Source organism: Erwinia sp. BNK-24-b (assembly GCF_047456155.1).
GTDB classification, from domain to species: Bacteria; Pseudomonadota; Gammaproteobacteria; order Enterobacterales; family Enterobacteriaceae; genus Erwinia; species Erwinia phyllosphaerae.
In genome coordinates this window covers 45387-60169 of sequence record NZ_CP179901.1, presented here as the reverse complement: position 1 = coordinate 60169, position 14783 = coordinate 45387, and the positions used below count along the sequence as shown (strand labels likewise).

Genomic DNA, 14783 nt, shown 5'->3' with positions numbered 1-14783 from the left:
CTGGTTAATGGTTGTCGGTTGCCGTAGCCATATCTGAGTAGTGAATCAAGGATGCCGGGCGAAAAACGCCACGATGGCCTCCAGTGCTTCGGCGCGCATACTGTCTTTTTCAAACAAGATCTCATGACGCGCGCCAGCGATAGTCAGCGGGCCTTCGCACGGATTGCCCGCCGCCTTCATGGTCTGGCAAAAAAGATCCTGCGCGCGGTTATCCACCACTTTATCCGCCTCGGCCTGCAACAGCAGCAGCGGCGTGACGATCTCTTTTGCCTGAGCCAGAATATTTTTCCCGGCCAGAATGCCTTCTTTAACCCAGTGGTAGGTGGGGCCGCCGACGCGCAGTCCCGGATCGTCAGCATAAAAGCGCAGGTTGCGCCGGTAGCGTTCACGGCTGTGCGTCAGCTGATTGATGCCAAACGGCCTCGGCTGCCATCTTCCCGTGCCTATGGCATAGCCGTCGCGCACCGCCGGGCGTTTTTCCGCCCATGTCAAAATACAGTGCGTCATCCACAGCGGCATTGGCAAAAAGATACCGAACATCGGCGAGGCCAGCACCACGGCGTCAAAAGCTTTTGGCTGTCTGGCCAGCATCAGCGTTAAAATTGCGCCCCCCATCGAATGAGCCAGCGCGTAGCGATGCAGATAGTGCTGGCTGAGGATCTCTTTCAGATAAAGCGTTTCCAGATCGTCAACATAGTGATCGAATAGCTCTACATGACCGCGATGGGAATCCTGCAATAACCGGCCGGATCGTCCCTGGCCGCGATGATCGACAATAATCACGTCGTAACCGCAGTGAAACAAATCGTAGGCCAGCTCAGGATATTTTATGTAGCTTTCGATCCTGCCTGGGCAGACAAGGATAACCTTGTTGTGTTGCGGAGAAGTGAAGCGGACGTAGCGAATGGCAACGTTTTCTACGCCGATGAACTCGTCCTCTTCCCGCTGCTGCCAGAAATCCAGCAGCGGGCCAGTAGCAAAAGCGGCAAAGGCTTTTTCACGATTTAACCAGCTTTTGGCAGCCTTGTTCATTCACCTCATCTCCGCTTTTTGCTTATCCGGCATGACCTTTCTGGCTCGCGCTGTCACAAAGGCGTATTGTGTCATACTTCTGCATTCTCAGGGAGCCTTACCCAATGACCATCCAATGGTGGCTGGCCTACCTTTTAACCACCAGCATTTTAAGTCTTTCGCCAGGTTCGGGGGCGATTAACACGATGAGTACCGGTATCAGCCACGGCTATCGCGGCGCGGCGGCATCCATTTCTGGCTTACAGGTGGGCCTGGCAGCGCATATCTTGCTGGTCGGTATTGGCCTTGGCGCGCTGTTTTCCCAGTCCGTGCTGGCTTTTGAGGTTTTGAAATGGGCGGGCGCTGGCTATCTGGTCTGGCTCGGTATTCAGCAGTGGCGCTCCGCTGGGGCAATAGACTTGCAGGCGGTCGCCAGAGCGATGCCGCGCCGTAAGCTATTTAAACGTGCGGTGCTGGTCAATCTGACTAACCCGAAAAGCATCGTTTTTCTGGCGGCGCTTTTCCCACAGTTTATTATCCCTGGCCAGCCGCAGGCGATGCAGTATCTGGTGTTGGGCGTAACGACCGTGGTGGTCGATATTATCGTGATGATTGGCTACGCCACGCTGGCTCAGCGTATTGCCGTGTGGATCAGAGGGCCAAAGCAGATGAAGCTGCTCAACCGGCTGTTTGGCGGAATGTTTATTGCGGTAGGCGCGCTGCTGGCCTCGGCCCGCCGGATTGCCTGAACACGGGTGGACAAACCGGCCTGAGGTTGTTGCTAAACTTTCATCAGGCCGTTTTTAAGCCAGAGCACAGCAGGGGTTTTTATTCCTCGCCGTCAACGTGCTCGCGGATCATTACCATAAACGGCTTGCCGAAGCGTTCCAGCTTGCGCTGGCCCACGCCGTTGACGCTCAGCATTTCCGAAGCGGTTAACGGCATCTGCTCGGCCATCTCTATCAGCGTCGCGTCGTTAAACACCACGTAAGGCGGAATATTCTCTTCATCGGCAATCGCCTTACGCAGCTTGCGTAGCTTGGCGAACAGCTTGCGATCGTAATTGCCGCCAAATGACTTCTGGCTGCTGTTGCGCGGCTTGACGGTAACCATACGCGGCACGGCCAGCAGCAGCGGCGCTTCGCCACGTAACACAGGGCGTGCGGCTTCCGTCAGCTGTAGCGCAGAGTGCATGGCGATATTCTGCGTCGCCAGCCCCAGATGGATAAGCTGGCGGATCACGCTGACCCAGTGCTCGTGGCTCTGATCGCGGCCGATGCCGTAAACCGGCAGCTTGTCGTGCTGCATATCGCGGATGCGCTGATTGTTTGCGCCACGAATAACCTCAACCACGTAACCCATACCGAAACGCTGGCCGACGCGATAAATGCAGGAGAGCGCCTTCTGCGCCTCAACCGTACCATCGTAACGTTTTGGCGGGTCCAGGCAGATATCGCAGTTATCGCACGGCTGCTGGCGTCCTTCGCCGAAATAGTTCAGCAGCACCAGGCGGCGACAGGTCTGCGCCTCGGCGAAGGCACCCATGGCGTTGAGCTTATGGCGTTCAATATCCTGCAGCGGACCGGGGGCTTTCTCTTCCAGGCATTTGCGCAGCCACGCCATATCTGCCGGATCGTAAAGCATCAGCGCTTCGGCAGGCAGGCCATCGCGACCGGCGCGACCGGTTTCCTGATAGTAGGATTCGATATTGCGAGGAATATCAAAGTGCACCACGAAACGCACGTTGGGCTTGTTGATGCCCATGCCAAAAGCGACCGTAGCGACAACGATTTGCAAATCGTCACGCTGAAAGGCTTCCTGCACGCGGGCGCGATGCTCGTTGTCCATTCCGGCATGATAGGCGCCCACGCTCATTCCACGGCTTTGCAAACGCGCGGCGGTATCTTCTACTTTCGCCCGGCTGTTGCAGTAAATAATGCCGCACTTGCCGCGCTGATCCTGCACATAACGCAGCAGCTGCTCCGTCGGCTTAAATTTATCTACCAGCGTATAGCGAATATTAGGACGGTCAAAACTGCTGACCTGAATCAGGGGATCGTTAAGCTGTAGCAGCCGTGCGATATCGTTGCGCGTGGTTTCGTCGGCGGTAGCGGTCAGCGCCATCACCGGAACGTCCGGTAGCCGCTGACGCAGCTGGCCCAGCGCGCCATATTCAGGCCGGAAATCGTGTCCCCATTGCGAAATGCAGTGCGCTTCATCCACCGCCAGCATCGCCGGATTCCAGTGCGCCAGATTATCCAGGAAGTTGTCCATCATCAGACGTTCGGGCGCAATATACAGTAACTTGATGCGGCCCGTGCGGCAGCCGGCTAAAACGTCCTGCTGCTGCTCGCGATTCTGCGTGGAATTCAGGCAGGCGGCGGCCACGCCGTTAGCCAACAGCTGATCGACCTGATCCTTCATCAATGAGATCAGCGGCGAAACCACCAGCGTCAGGCCGTCACGCACCAGAGCCGGAATCTGGTAGCAAAGCGATTTTCCGCCGCCGGTTGGCATGACGACCAGACAGTCGCGTCCCTGCAATGAAGCCTGAATGATGGTTTGCTGCCCGGGACGAAACTGCTGGTAGCCGAAGGTTTCCTGCAAAACCTGCTGCGCCAGCGCTTCCTGATTAATCACTGCAGCCGTAGACACGTGTACTCCAATTGATGGCGGGCAGCGCGGCGGCTGCCCAAAAAGCGTTAAAACAGGTCGTTCAGCATGACGCCGACGCCGACCCTGGTCTGGCGGTGGTTATAGTCAATCAACGATTCGCCATAGCCGCTAAAGACTTGCGTATAGAACCGAACGTGTTCGGTAAGTGGATAGCTCCAGCCCGCCTGCGCGCCGCCGTAGCCGCTGTTCCAGTTGTAGTTGCCCTGCAGGCTGAAAACGCTCTCGCCCAGCTGGTAACCGACAGTCAGGCGATAATACCCCATGTATTTGGTGATATCAGGGTTATCGTCATTATTTTCGCTTTCTGGAAGACGGTACCAGGGTTTTGCCTCAACCAGCCAGTTGCCGTTTTGCGCCATCAAACGAGCGTAAACACGGTTCCAGCTGCGCGAGGTCGGATCCGATCGGCCGTTCGACTGATGGTTCAGGCCCATCTCCACATCACGCAGCGTCCAGCCTGCAAAGCTGTAGTCGGTAGCCCAGCCCAGGAAAATTTGCGGCTCATAGTTCGTTTCGCGAAACGGCGAAGAGGCGCCACGGTTAGAGAGCTGCCACCAGGATCCCTGAGTATAAGAGGCCGCGAGCACCGAGTTGTCACCTAAAATGCCCCGCCATAGCGGAAACGCCAGGCTCAGCTGAAATTTGACTTCATCGTGCTTGGCTTTGTTGGCCCAGTTGTAGGAGCTGATTGCGTCTTTATTGATATTGCTGGTGTCGGTGTACAGTACGTAGTTGCTTTCATAAGGAAAAAGCACAAAAGGGTTGTCATGCTTTTCCAACAGGTTAGCAATAATACTGCCACGAACGGCGGGCTGATCGTGCACCTCTGTGACCGTCGCTTCCTGCGCCAGAACCAGCGTGGGGAACAGAAGCGCTGCGGCCAGCAGGCCTTTCAGCATAGACATAGTGTTGTTCTCCAGAACAAAACGGAATTGTTATACGTGTGTGTAAAAAGCACGCCATTCTACACAGAATTGGTGGCCGACATTAGTGCTGTTTTTGTAAAGTGGAAGGCCTGTTAACGACCGGCAAAAATAGCCAGTCCGGTAAGCGACTTACGCTACAAAGGAATTTTTTATGACCTCACCTGCTTTGCTCGATCGGGACGCCGCCCGCCGCCTGATTGGCGAAATTTTTGTTTATGATATGCCGTTCAACCGCACGCTTGGCCTGACGCTGGAGCGGCTGGAGCCTGACTATGCAGAACTGAGCTTTGCGAATCAGACGCAGCTGGTCGGCAACGTTGCGCAGAAAATATTGCATGGCGGCGTGATTGCTGCGGTGCTGGACGTGGCGGCCGGTCTGGTTTGCGTCAGCAGCGCATTGACGCGGCAGGAAGCGATTACGGAAGAAGAGCTACGCCAGCGTCTGTCGCGTATGGGCACTATCGATTTGCGCGTTGACTATTTACGGCCCGGTCGCGGCGAGCGTTTTATCGCGACCAGCAGCCTGCTGCGCGGCGGCAATAAGGTCGCCGTGGCGCGAGTTGAGCTGCATAATGACGCCGGGCTTTATATCGCCAGCACCACGGCAACCTATCTTGTAGGCTGATTGCAAACCTTTATGGAGTAACGTTACATGGACGCGCAACAAACTCGGCAGGGCATCTTTTATGCGCTGGGCGCTTATTTTATCTGGGGCATCGCGCCCGCCTATTTTAAGCTCATCCAGCAGGTGGCACCGGGCGAGATTATGACGCACCGGGTAATCTGGTCGTTCTTTTTTATGCTGCTGTTGCTGAGCGTCAGCCGCAACTGGGGTAAAGTCAGGGCAATCTTTAAAGAGCCAAAAAAGGTGCTGCTGCTGGCGGTTTCCGCCACGCTGGTGTGCAGTAACTGGCTGATATTCATCTGGGCAGTGAATAATCATCATATTCTGGAAGCGAGCCTGGGATACTTTATTAATCCGCTGCTAAACGTGCTGGTAGGTATGCTCTTTCTCGGCGAACGCTTTCGTCGCCTGCAGTGGCTGGCGGTGGCGCTGGCCGCCTGCGGCGTGGTTATCCAGCTGTGGAAATTTGGCTCGGTGCCGGTGATTGCACTGGGCCTGGCGGTGACTTTTTCGCTCTACGGCCTGATGCGCAAAAAAATCGGCGTAGACGCGCAAACCGGCATGCTGATTGAAACCAGCTGGCTGCTGCCGGTCGCCGCTATCTATCTGTTCGGCATAGCGGACAGTTCGACCAGCCATCTGACGCAGAATCCGCTTTCGCTGAATTTATTGTTGATTGCGGCCGGCATTGTTACCACTATCCCGCTGATGCTGTTTACCGCTGCCTGTTCCCGCCTGCGCCTCTCTACGGTAGGGTTTTTCCAGTACCTTGGCCCGACGCTGATGTTTCTGCTGGCCGTTTCATTTTATGGCGAAAAGATGACGCAGGATAAAGCGGTAACATTCTCTTTTATCTGGGCGGCGCTGGCGATATTTATCTTTGATGCACTAAAAACGCTTAAACGTAAAAAAGCTTCCGAGGTTTAAATTTTCACTTCGCCGAATAATGTCCGTTCGGCGAAGTTTAATTAAAGCGCCACGACAGCCTTCGTAAATCAGTGAAAAGATTTTAGCCATAGCATGACAGGTAATGGCAGAATAGCGGCGTGTTTAACTACCGAGGACAATATTCACTCCACCAGGATGAGAAGCAATAGCGTGGATGAGTTGTAAATTCATGGACAGTCTGTTCATTTCCGTCATGCCCCCTTCTTTTGCCATCAGGCCGGTTCTCTTCTGCCCTTGCAGCGATACGCACTGGCGCTTTGCGCTGTAGCCCTCTTCCGAAATTTTTTATTACTGCGCGGCGTGCGCGTCCGCTATTTTATTTTCTGGAGAGAGAAAATGCTGTACTGGTTTTTATTAGCGCTGGCGATTTCCTGTGAAATCATCGGTACGCTGACCATGAAATGGGCCAGCCTTAACGGCCATGCCGCCGGCTATATTTTTATGCTGGCGATGATCGCCCTTTCCTATATTTTTTTAAGCTTTGCCGTTAAAAAAATTGCGCTGGGCGTGGCCTATGCTATCTGGGAAGGAATTGGCATTCTGTTTATTACGCTGTTTAGCGTTATGCTTTTCGACGAGTTGCTGACGCCGATGAAAGTTGCCGGTCTGGCGATGCTGGTCGCGGGTATTGTGCTGGTAAAGTCCGGCACGACGGGCCGCGAGGAGAAAAAGCATGTCATCGCTTAACGGATTACATCTCGCCTGGCTGGCGCTGGCGGTCGTCCTGGAGATCCTCGCCAACATTTTTTTAAAATATTCGCACGGTTTTCGTCGGCCGCTTTACGGTTTGTCATCTCTCGCTGCCGTACTGGCCGCTTTTACCGCGCTGGCACAGGCCGTAAAAAGCATCGACCTTTCTGTAGCTTACGCTTTATGGGGAGGTTTCGGCATTGTCGCAACGGCGGCGGCCGGCTGGATTTTATTTGGGCAGCGTCTTAACGCTCGGGGCTGGACTGGTATTGGCGTGCTGCTGGTGGGTATGGTGCTGATTAAATTTGCCTGACGCGCGATAAAGCTCTACCGCGAAAACATTGGCGCAGCCGTCCGTGGCATAGCGCGGCTGCGCCGTATCGGTCAGCCGTTTGCGGACGGCTTCCCTGATATGGGTTACAGCCAGTTCTTACGCTTGAAGTAGGCGTAAGGCGCGAGCCCCGCCAGGATCATCAGGCAGATAGCGCCAGGATAGCCAAAGCTCCACTTCAGTTCAGGCATAAACTCAAAGTTCATGCCGTAGCTGGAAGCAACCAGCGTCGGCGGCAGGAACACCACGGAGACAACCGAGAAGATTTTAATAATGCGGTTCTGCTCGATGTTGATAAAACCCATCGCCGCCTGCATCAGGAAGTTGACCTTCTGGAACAGAGATTCGTTATGCGGCAGCAGCGATTCGATATCGCGCAGGATTTCACGCGCCTGCTCCAGCTGGTTACCAGGCAGACGGGCTTTACGCACCAGGAAATTGAGCGCGCGCTGCGTATCCATCAGGCACAAACGCACTTTCCAGCCGATATCTTCCAGCTCCGCCAGCGTAGAAAGCGCGGCATCAAATTCGTCGCCCTGCTGGCCTTCCATAATAACGCGGCTGAGCTTTTCCAGATCGCTATAGATGTTTTCTATCTCGTCAGCGAGCTGCTCGATTTTTGTTTCAAACAGATCCAGCAGCAGCTCGTAAGCGTTGCCGTCAATCAGCACCTGGTTGCGCGCGCGCATGCGGTAAAGGCGAAACGCAGGCAGCTCACGCTCGCGCAGCGTGTAAAGACGCCCGTCGCGAATGGTAAAAGCGACCGTTGAGTTTCCGGCATGGTCTTCCGCATCTTCATAGAAGAAGAAGGAGTGAATATGCAGGCCATCTTCGTCTTCAAAAAAGCGCGCGGAGGCTTCGATATCTTCCAGTTCGGGACGCGTTGCCAGGCTCTGGCCCAGTTCGTTTTGCACGCGGTCGCGTTCGTTTTCCTCAGGCTCAATCAGATCCACCCAGACGGAGCTGGTCAGCTCGTCGCTGGCTTCTTCCAGCTCCAGACGAGCAAGGCGGTTCTGATCAAGTTTAAATGCGCTCAGCATAGCTGGTACTCCCAATTCTTCATAACATGGGACGCGCCTGAACACGGAACAGGTAGGTCAGTCTGACTCGGAGCGATGCGGTAATGCGGATCGCCGACAACCACGAAGGCTATCGGCAGAGGAGGATAGCCTTAGGAGTTGTACCTGCGGTGCAGGTCAGTGAGCCAGTATCTACTGGGTGTGTCCAAGGCAAATGTCCTCTCTGGGTAATGGTGCGCGCATGTTACGCTGTGCTGAAAATGACGTCAACAGCAACCCCAGAGAATAAGGATTCAGAATGAAACAGCTTTCCCATGCCGATTTAAGCGACATGAGCAAACAGGCTGCCAGCGTCGCTCGCCTGCGTTCACACCGAACTTTCCATGAAGAGTTAACGGATCCGGTGCAGCGTCTGGCTATCGCCATGGAGCCGGGTACCTATATCCGTCCGCACCGCCACCCGCAGACCTGGGAGCTACTGACGCCGCTGAAGGGGCGTTTCGTGGTGCTGCAATTTAATGACGAAGGCGAAGTGACGCATCGTACGCTATTGGGCGAAGACATTTTGTTACAGGAAATGCCGGCTTTTACCTGGCACGCGGTCCTGTCGCTGGACGAGGGCGGCGTAATTTTTGAAGTTAAGCATGGCCCTTATCAGGCGCTAACGGAGGATGACTGCATGCACTGGGCGCCGCAAGAAGGCGGCGAAGGAACGGCAGACGTTATGGCCTGGTATGCCAAAGCCCAGCCGGGCGATCGCTATTCACGTTAGGTAATAAAAGCGGAGCCGACCCTGGTCGGCTTGGTTAAGATTGCTGACCAGGCCAGGGCATGCCTGATATACGACAGGAGCAAGGCGACCCTGGTCGGCTTCGTTAAGACTGCTGACCAGGTTAGGGCATGTCTGATATACGACAGGAGCAAAGCGCCCCCGCCGACTCTGTTATCCGGTACAGGGCTAGACGGTTTCCAGCTTCGCGTAAGCGGCTACCAGCCACTTGATCCCCTGGCCCTGGAAAGCGACCTGCAAACGGCTGTGATCGCCGCTGCCTTCCAGATTCACAATTGTGCCTTCGCCAAATTTAGCGTGGCGCACGCGCTGGCCAAGCGAAAAGCCGCTGTCGTTTTGCGCGACTGGCGTTCCCATGCGCTGGTGGCTGACCGGACGGCTGACGCTGGCACGCAGACGCACTTCTTCGACACACTCTTCCGGCAATTCGCCGACAAAGCGCGAAGGCCGGTGATAAACTTCTTTGCCGTAGAGCCGACGCGTTTCCGCATAGGTCAGCGTCAGCTTCTGCATGGCGCGCGTCACGCCAACATAGGCCAGACGACGCTCCTCTTCTAGCCTGCCGCCCTCTTCCAGCGACATCTGGCTTGGAAACATGCCTTCTTCCATACCGACGATAAACACCTGGCGGAACTCCAGCCCTTTTGCGGCATGCATGGTCATCAGCTGTACCGCATCCTGCCATTTATCCGCCTGGCCTTCTCCCGCTTCCAGCGCCGCATGGGAAAGGAACGCCTGCAACGGCATCAGATCTTCGTCTTCGTCCTGATAGCTGTACTGCCGCGTGGCGTTGACCAGCTCCTCAAGGTTTTCGACACGCGCCTGGCCTTTTTCGCCTTTTTCCTGCTCGTACATCAGCCACAGCCCGGAATCTTTAATCACCCGGTCAGTCTGCACGTGTAGCGGCATTTCGCTGGTTTCCTGCGCCAGGGAATCCACCAGCTCGGTAAAGCGTTGCAGCGCCGAAGCGGCACGTCCGGCCAGCGCTTTTTCCTGCAGCAGCACGCGCGCGGTCTGCCATAGCGTGAGCTGACGTTCGCGCGCGGTTTGCCGCACCACATCCAGCGTGCGGTCGCCAATGCCGCGCGTCGGCGTATTTACCACGCGCTCAAAGGCGGCATCGTCGTTGCGGTTGGCTATCAGCCGCAGGTAGGCCAGCGAGTCTTTGATTTCCTGACGTTCGAAGAAGCGCATACCGCCATAGATGCGGTAAGGCATGCTGGTTTGCAGCAGCGCCTCTTCCAGCACGCGCGACTGGGCGTTACTGCGGTAGAGAATGGCGCAGTCGTTCAGCGCGCCGCCGTTTTCCATCCACACTTTGATGCGGTTAACCACAAAGCGAGCTTCGTCCAGCTCGTTAAACGCGCAGTAGATAGAGATAGGTTCGCCGTCGCTGCCGTCCGTCCACAGCTCTTTGCCTAATCGCCCGTTATTGTTAGCGATCAGCGCGTTAGCCGCTTTCAGAATATTGTTGGTCGAGCGGTAGTTCTGCTCCAGGCGAATGGTCTGCGCGCCGTGGAAATCGTTGAGGAAGCGCTGGATGTTTTCAACCTGCGCGCCGCGCCAGCCGTAAATGGACTGGTCGTCATCGCCCACGATAATCACTTTGCCGCTGTCGCCGGCCAGCATCCTGATCCAGGCGTACTGGATATTGTTGGTATCCTGAAATTCATCCACCAGAATGTTGGTGAAGCGCTCGCGATAGTGGTTAAGGATGTGCGGCTTGTTTAGCCACAGCTCGTGCGCGCGCAGCAGCAGCTCGGCAAAGTCCACCAGCCCCGCGCGATCGCAGGCTTCCTGATAGGCCTGATAGATGCGCAACCACGTCTGCTCAACCGGATTGCCGTAGCTTTCAATATGCTTAGGACGTAATCCTTCGTCTTTTTTGCCGTTGATGTACCACATTGCCTGACGGGCGGGCCACTGCTTCTCATCCAGATTCATCGCCTTAATCAGGCGCTTTAACAGGCGCATCTGGTCTTCGCTGTCGAGGATCTGGAAATCCTGCGGCAGGTTAGCGTCAAGATGGTGCGCGCGCAGCAAACGGTGCGCCAGCCCGTGGAAGGTGCCAATCCACATCCCGCCCTGGCTGGTGCCGATTAGCTGCTCGATGCGATGGCGCATCTCTGCCGCCGCCTTATTGGTAAAGGTCACGGCAACGATCGAGTATGGCGAACAGTTTTCAACCGCCAGCAGCCAGGCAATCCGGTGCACCAGCACGCGGGTTTTGCCGCTGCCCGCGCCCGCCAGCACCAGCAAATTGCTGCGCGGCGCGGCTACGGCCTCGCGTTGTTTGTCATTCAAGCCGTCGAGAAGGTCAGAAACGTCCATAAGCACCGTCAGGTTAAGGGAGCTAGCTCCACTGGATATTTAACCAGCGTATTATAACAACGCGGTCAGCGATGCCAACTGCGAAATTTCCAGCGTGGGCAGCAGACGACTGTCGCTGGCCCGCATCAGATTGTCATTATGCGGATTAATCCAGCACGCCTGCATGCCGCAGCGTACGGCCCCGGCCACGTCCGTGGTGAGATCGTCACCAACGTGCAGAATATTTTCCAGCGGCAAATTCAGCTTTTCCGCCGCCAGGTGATACATATCGTGATAAGGCTTGGCGCGGCCGTGCGGCCCGGCTCGCAGAATAAATTTAAAATATTTATCCAGCCCGAACAGGTGCGGCTCGGCATTGCCGTTAGTCACGGCCACCAGCGGCATGCGCGCGGCTAAAGCAGCCAGCGTGCTGTGCGTTTCTTCGGACACCGTTATCTGGCTACGCCAGTGAGTAAAATTCGCCATGACCGCGCGCGAGCCTTTTTCCGCTTCCGCCGCCGGTAGACCTGCATTCAGCATTGCCAGCTCAACCGCGCGACGCCGCCATTCGCTAACGTCATGATAAATTTCCGGCTCCTGCTCGCGCAGGCTTTCGCGTAGCTGATGATACTGCTGCGGGCTAAAGTCATTCAGCGCCGGATGATAAGCCTGTAAAAAGGCATGAGACTCTTTGGCGGTACGGCTGATAACCGGACGGTTGTCGTAAAGCGTATCGTCCAGATCGAACGTCATGGCTGCAATCGGCCGCAGCGAACGGTAAAAATGCATCAGGTTTTTCCTCGTTTGGCACGGGGATGCGCGGCATCATAAACCGAAGCCAGATGTTGAAAATCAAGGTGGGTATATATTTGAGTGGTGGTGAGGTTAGCGTGGCCCAGCAACTCCTGAACCGCACGCAGATCGCCGCTCGATTCCAGCATATGCGTGGCGAAAGAGTGGCGCAGCTTGTGCGGATGGATATGGCTGGAAAGCCCTTGCTTAACGCCCCACTCTGCAAAGCGTTTCTGCACGTTGCGCGTTGAGATACGCTTGCCCTGCTTTGACAGAAACAGCGCGTTATCTTCAGGCGCAAACAGCTCGCGCAGTACCAGCCAGTGCTCTGTCCACTCGACCGCCGTACGGCCAATCGGCAGACGGCGCTCCTTGCTGCCTTTGCCCGATACCCAGACTTCGCCAGAAGCCAGATCAAGGTGACCGATATCGATCCCTACCAGTTCAGACAGACGCAGTCCCGCGCCATACATCACTTCCAGCATTGCGCGATCGCGTACCGCCAGCGGATCGTTTAGATCGATATCCAGCAGGCGGTTGACCTCGTCCACATCAATATTTTTAGGCAGATGGCGTGAAGCGCGCGGCGTGGCGACGCCTTTTGCCGGATTGGCTTTCAGCACGCCCTGGCTGATTTGCCAGTCCAGAAAACTGCGCAGCGCGGAAAGCCTCAGCGCCAGGCTGGCGGGCTTCAGGCCTTCACGACGGCTGCGCGCGGCCAGCGAACGAACCTGGGCCGCGTCCAGCCTGTTCCAGGCAGCGAGCTTCATTTCGTCAAGCAGCGTAATGCAGGCGCTCAGCTGGCGCTGGTAGTTGATCTGCGTCAGCGGGCTAAGCTGTCGCTCAACCTTCAGGTAGCGCAGGAAGCCCTCTACGGCAGGCTGTAGAGGAGACGGATTCATACCCGTTCTACCCAGCGCTGTAGCAGTTCCGGCAGCATCTGCGAGAGATGCTGCAACAGCACCGTGCCCATCCCGGACTGATAGTGCTGGCTGTCGCGGCTGCTGAAAATCAGTACGCCCAGATCGCCGCGCTCGCCCAGCAGCGACATAGCCACCGAACCGACCGCTTTTGCCTGCGGCAGCAGCAGCAGCAGTTCCGGGCCGTTCAGGCTGCCCAGATAGTGCTGCTGGTTGCCCAGACGCTGAATGCGTACGGGCTCAAAAGCCGGTTTTGACAGCGCCAGCTGGGTGAAGTCCGATGGCGCGCCAATCCGCCATTTTTCACTGAACAGGCGCACGTTAGCGCCCGCTATGCCCAGCTCGCGCGCCCAGCGGTGCAGCCGGTTAAGCATATCCTGCAGGCTGTCGGCGGCGGCAAGCCGTGCCTGAAGCGTCAACAGCTTCTCGAACAGCCGATGGTTGGCGCTGGCCTGTTCCATCAGCAGGGTAATTTCTTCTTCCAGCTGCGCAATCTGATGACGCTGGCGACCAAGCTGCCATTCCACCAGCGAGACGGTTCCCCGTACCGGATGCGGCACCACCATCTGCTCTACCTGGCGGGCATTGCGGATAAAGAAATCCGGGTTTTGCCGCAGATAGTCGCTGACCGCGCCGTCGTCCAGCAAAAATTCAGATGGCTCCTCGCTGACCTGTTTCATAGATGAATAAATCCGTCGTAAACGTGAGTGGCGGGGCCGGTCATATAAAGCGGATGGCCAGGCCCTTTCCAGGCGATAGTCAGGCTGCCGCCAGGTAAGTCAACGCGCACTTTTTCCGCCAGCAGCATCTGTTGAATACCAACGGCAACCGCCGCGCAGGCACCGCTGCCGCACGCCTGGGTTTCACCCGCGCCGCGTTCGTAAACGCGCAGGCGGATATGCTCACGCGCGACCACTTCCATAAAGCCAACGTTAACGCGCTCAGGAAAACGTTCGTGGCTTTCCAGCACCGGGCCTAAGGTTTCTACCAGCGCGGTTTTCACGCTGTCGACCTGCAACACGCAGTGCGGATTGCCCATCGATACCACGCCGCACATTACCGTCTGCTCGGCGGCACGCATCAGATAAAGGCTTTCCGCTTTGTTCGCGCGAAACGGCACCTGCTGCGGCTCAAAGTTCGGCTCGCCCATGTTGACGCAGACCATTTCGTCCGGCGTAACGCTTAGTACCATGCGGCCAGTCTGCGTGCTGACGCGGATGTCGCTTTTGTTAGTCAGGCCTTTCAGCCGTACAAAGCGGGCGAAACAGCGGGCGCCGTTGCCGCACTGCGCCACTTCGCTGCCGTCAGCGTTAAAGATGCGGTAGTGGAAATCCAGATCCGGATCGTAAGGCGGCTCTACGATCAGCAGCTGATCGAAGCCGATCCCCAGATGGCGATCCGCCAGCCGACGGATCAGTTCCGGAGAGAAGTAGACGTTTTGCGTCACGGCATCGACGACCATAAAGTCATTGCCCAGACCGTGCATTTTGGAGAACTGCATGTGTGGCTCCAGCGAGTGCGTCATGTTTTACTGAGCCGATTGCTGTTCCGCATCGGTGGTCTTTGACTGCTGCTGCGCGTTAACCGCTGCCGCGCTCGCCGTTTTGGGCTGCGTCGCTTTACCTGCGGTTTTTTGCGGCTGTTCCTGCTTTGGAAAATAGAGAGGGCCTTTCAGTCCGCATCCCGCCAGACTCACCACGGCTAGCGCCAGCGCCAGCCGACAAATCATTTTCTTCATGCTCGTT

At 56.4% G+C, this 14783-nt stretch carries 17 protein-coding genes; 6 read left to right on the top strand and 11 right to left on the bottom strand.

Annotated elements, in window-relative coordinates:
• Positions 1 to 45: 45 nt before the first annotated feature.
• The gene (gene pldB / locus ACMGGR_RS00310) at positions 46 to 1032 is read right to left on the bottom strand and encodes a lysophospholipase L2 (protein WP_414147902.1); all 987 of its coding nucleotides are present in this window, start codon (positions 1030 to 1032) and stop codon (positions 46 to 48) included.
• A 104-nt stretch (positions 1033 to 1136) separates the two neighbouring features.
• Between pldB and rhtB the strand changes: the two genes are divergently transcribed.
• Positions 1137 to 1760, top strand: coding sequence for a homoserine/homoserine lactone efflux protein (gene rhtB, locus ACMGGR_RS00305; RefSeq protein ID WP_246762192.1), 624 nt, complete (start codon positions 1137 to 1139; stop codon positions 1758 to 1760).
• A gap of 79 nt (positions 1761 to 1839) precedes the next feature.
• On the opposite strand, the gene recQ is transcribed toward rhtB, so the two are convergent.
• Together recQ and pldA are read right to left on the bottom strand one after the other, a co-directional pair.
• A complete protein-coding gene (gene recQ / locus ACMGGR_RS00300) occupies positions 1840 to 3666 on the bottom strand; it encodes an ATP-dependent DNA helicase RecQ (protein ID WP_246762190.1) in 1827 nt (608 codons plus the stop codon).
• A 47-nt stretch (positions 3667 to 3713) separates the two neighbouring features.
• Positions 3714 to 4592: a phospholipase A gene (gene pldA, locus ACMGGR_RS00295; RefSeq protein WP_246762188.1), complete on the bottom strand. Its 879-nt coding sequence runs from the start codon at positions 4590 to 4592 to the stop codon at positions 3714 to 3716.
• 172 nt (positions 4593 to 4764) lie between these two features.
• Between pldA and ACMGGR_RS00290 the strand changes: the two genes are divergently transcribed.
• From ACMGGR_RS00290 to mdtI, 4 genes are all read left to right on the top strand, one after another.
• Positions 4765 to 5238, top strand: coding sequence for a thioesterase family protein (locus ACMGGR_RS00290; RefSeq protein WP_246762186.1), 474 nt, complete (start codon positions 4765 to 4767; stop codon positions 5236 to 5238).
• 27 nt (positions 5239 to 5265) lie between these two features.
• Positions 5266 to 6165: an EamA family transporter RarD gene (gene rarD, locus ACMGGR_RS00285; protein WP_414147901.1), complete on the top strand. Its 900-nt coding sequence runs from the start codon at positions 5266 to 5268 to the stop codon at positions 6163 to 6165.
• Between the two features lie 357 nt (positions 6166 to 6522).
• Positions 6523 to 6873, top strand: coding sequence for a multidrug/spermidine efflux SMR transporter subunit MdtJ (gene mdtJ, locus ACMGGR_RS00280; protein ID WP_414147900.1), 351 nt, complete (start codon positions 6523 to 6525; stop codon positions 6871 to 6873).
• On the top strand, positions 6860 to 7189 hold the full coding sequence (gene mdtI, locus ACMGGR_RS00275) for a multidrug/spermidine efflux SMR transporter subunit MdtI (RefSeq protein WP_246762181.1): 330 nt from the start codon (positions 6860 to 6862) through the stop codon (positions 7187 to 7189). The genes mdtJ and mdtI overlap by 14 nt, the downstream gene beginning before the upstream one ends.
• A gap of 104 nt (positions 7190 to 7293) precedes the next feature.
• Here mdtI and corA read toward each other — a convergent pair whose 3' ends face one another.
• Positions 7294 to 8247, bottom strand: a complete 954-nt coding sequence (corA, locus tag ACMGGR_RS00270; RefSeq protein ID WP_246762180.1) for a magnesium/cobalt transporter CorA — start codon at positions 8245 to 8247, stop codon at positions 7294 to 7296.
• Between the two features lie 131 nt (positions 8248 to 8378).
• Positions 8379 to 8435, bottom strand: coding sequence for a YsgD/CorL family protein (gene ysgD, locus ACMGGR_RS00265; RefSeq protein ID WP_414148888.1), 57 nt, complete (start codon positions 8433 to 8435; stop codon positions 8379 to 8381).
• Between the two features lie 89 nt (positions 8436 to 8524).
• Here ysgD and ACMGGR_RS00260 point away from each other — a divergent pair, with 89 nt between their 5' ends.
• Positions 8525 to 8998 carry a WbuC family cupin fold metalloprotein gene (locus ACMGGR_RS00260; RefSeq protein ID WP_246762178.1) on the top strand — a complete coding sequence of 158 codons (474 nt, stop codon included), beginning with the start codon at positions 8525 to 8527 and terminating at the stop codon, positions 8996 to 8998.
• 186 nt (positions 8999 to 9184) lie between these two features.
• Here ACMGGR_RS00260 and uvrD read toward each other — a convergent pair whose 3' ends face one another.
• Genes uvrD through lptM form a run of 6 tightly spaced genes read right to left on the bottom strand, consistent with a single transcriptional unit; the run spans position 9185 to position 14776 of the window.
• A complete protein-coding gene (uvrD, locus tag ACMGGR_RS00255; protein WP_246762176.1) occupies positions 9185 to 11347 on the bottom strand; it encodes a DNA helicase II in 2163 nt (720 codons plus the stop codon).
• Between the two features lie 51 nt (positions 11348 to 11398).
• On the bottom strand, positions 11399 to 12115 hold the full coding sequence (gene yigB / locus ACMGGR_RS00250) for a 5-amino-6-(5-phospho-D-ribitylamino)uracil phosphatase YigB (protein ID WP_414147899.1): 717 nt from the start codon (positions 12113 to 12115) through the stop codon (positions 11399 to 11401).
• Positions 12115 to 13020, bottom strand: coding sequence for a tyrosine recombinase XerC (xerC, locus tag ACMGGR_RS00245; protein ID WP_414147898.1), 906 nt, complete (start codon positions 13018 to 13020; stop codon positions 12115 to 12117). The genes yigB and xerC overlap by 1 nt, the downstream gene beginning before the upstream one ends.
• Positions 13017 to 13718 (bottom strand): DUF484 domain-containing protein, encoded by a 702-nt coding sequence (locus ACMGGR_RS00240; RefSeq protein ID WP_246762171.1) that lies wholly within the window; start codon positions 13716 to 13718, stop codon positions 13017 to 13019. Before ACMGGR_RS00240 ends, xerC begins: the two co-directional genes overlap by 4 nt.
• Positions 13715 to 14539, bottom strand: coding sequence for a diaminopimelate epimerase (gene dapF / locus ACMGGR_RS00235; protein WP_246762170.1), 825 nt, complete (start codon positions 14537 to 14539; stop codon positions 13715 to 13717). Before dapF ends, ACMGGR_RS00240 begins: the two co-directional genes overlap by 4 nt.
• A gap of 27 nt (positions 14540 to 14566) precedes the next feature.
• Positions 14567 to 14776, bottom strand: coding sequence for an LPS translocon maturation chaperone LptM (lptM, locus tag ACMGGR_RS00230; protein WP_414148887.1), 210 nt, complete (start codon positions 14774 to 14776; stop codon positions 14567 to 14569).
• Between the last annotated feature and the right edge of the window lie 7 nt (positions 14777 to 14783).

Excerpts from the sequence above, each read along its gene's own strand:
- xerC (WP_414147898.1), bottom strand. The coding sequence starts at position 13,020 with ATGAATCCGTCTCCTCTACAGCCTGCCGTAGAGGGCTTCCTGCGCTAC.
- ACMGGR_RS00290 (WP_246762186.1), top strand. The coding sequence starts at position 4,765 with ATGACCTCACCTGCTTTGCTCGATCGGGACGCCGCCCGCCGCCTGATT.
- ACMGGR_RS00260 (WP_246762178.1), top strand. The coding sequence starts at position 8,525 with ATGAAACAGCTTTCCCATGCCGATTTAAGCGACATGAGCAAACAGGCT.
- dapF (WP_246762170.1), bottom strand. The coding sequence starts at position 14,539 with ATGCAGTTCTCCAAAATGCACGGTCTGGGCAATGACTTTATGGTCGTC.
- uvrD (WP_246762176.1), bottom strand. The coding sequence starts at position 11,347 with ATGGACGTTTCTGACCTTCTCGACGGCTTGAATGACAAACAACGCGAG.
- pldA (WP_246762188.1), bottom strand. The coding sequence starts at position 4,592 with ATGTCTATGCTGAAAGGCCTGCTGGCCGCAGCGCTTCTGTTCCCCACG.
- ACMGGR_RS00240 (WP_246762171.1), bottom strand. The coding sequence starts at position 13,718 with ATGAAACAGGTCAGCGAGGAGCCATCTGAATTTTTGCTGGACGACGGC.
- pldB (WP_414147902.1), bottom strand. The coding sequence starts at position 1,032 with ATGAACAAGGCTGCCAAAAGCTGGTTAAATCGTGAAAAAGCCTTTGCC.
- corA (WP_246762180.1), bottom strand. The coding sequence starts at position 8,247 with ATGCTGAGCGCATTTAAACTTGATCAGAACCGCCTTGCTCGTCTGGAG.
- lptM (WP_414148887.1), bottom strand. The coding sequence starts at position 14,776 with ATGAAGAAAATGATTTGTCGGCTGGCGCTGGCGCTAGCCGTGGTGAGT.
- mdtI (WP_246762181.1), top strand. The coding sequence starts at position 6,860 with ATGTCATCGCTTAACGGATTACATCTCGCCTGGCTGGCGCTGGCGGTC.
- mdtJ (WP_414147900.1), top strand. The coding sequence starts at position 6,523 with ATGCTGTACTGGTTTTTATTAGCGCTGGCGATTTCCTGTGAAATCATC.
- rarD (WP_414147901.1), top strand. The coding sequence starts at position 5,266 with ATGGACGCGCAACAAACTCGGCAGGGCATCTTTTATGCGCTGGGCGCT.
- rhtB (WP_246762192.1), top strand. The coding sequence starts at position 1,137 with ATGACCATCCAATGGTGGCTGGCCTACCTTTTAACCACCAGCATTTTA.
- yigB (WP_414147899.1), bottom strand. The coding sequence starts at position 12,115 with ATGCATTTTTACCGTTCGCTGCGGCCGATTGCAGCCATGACGTTCGAT.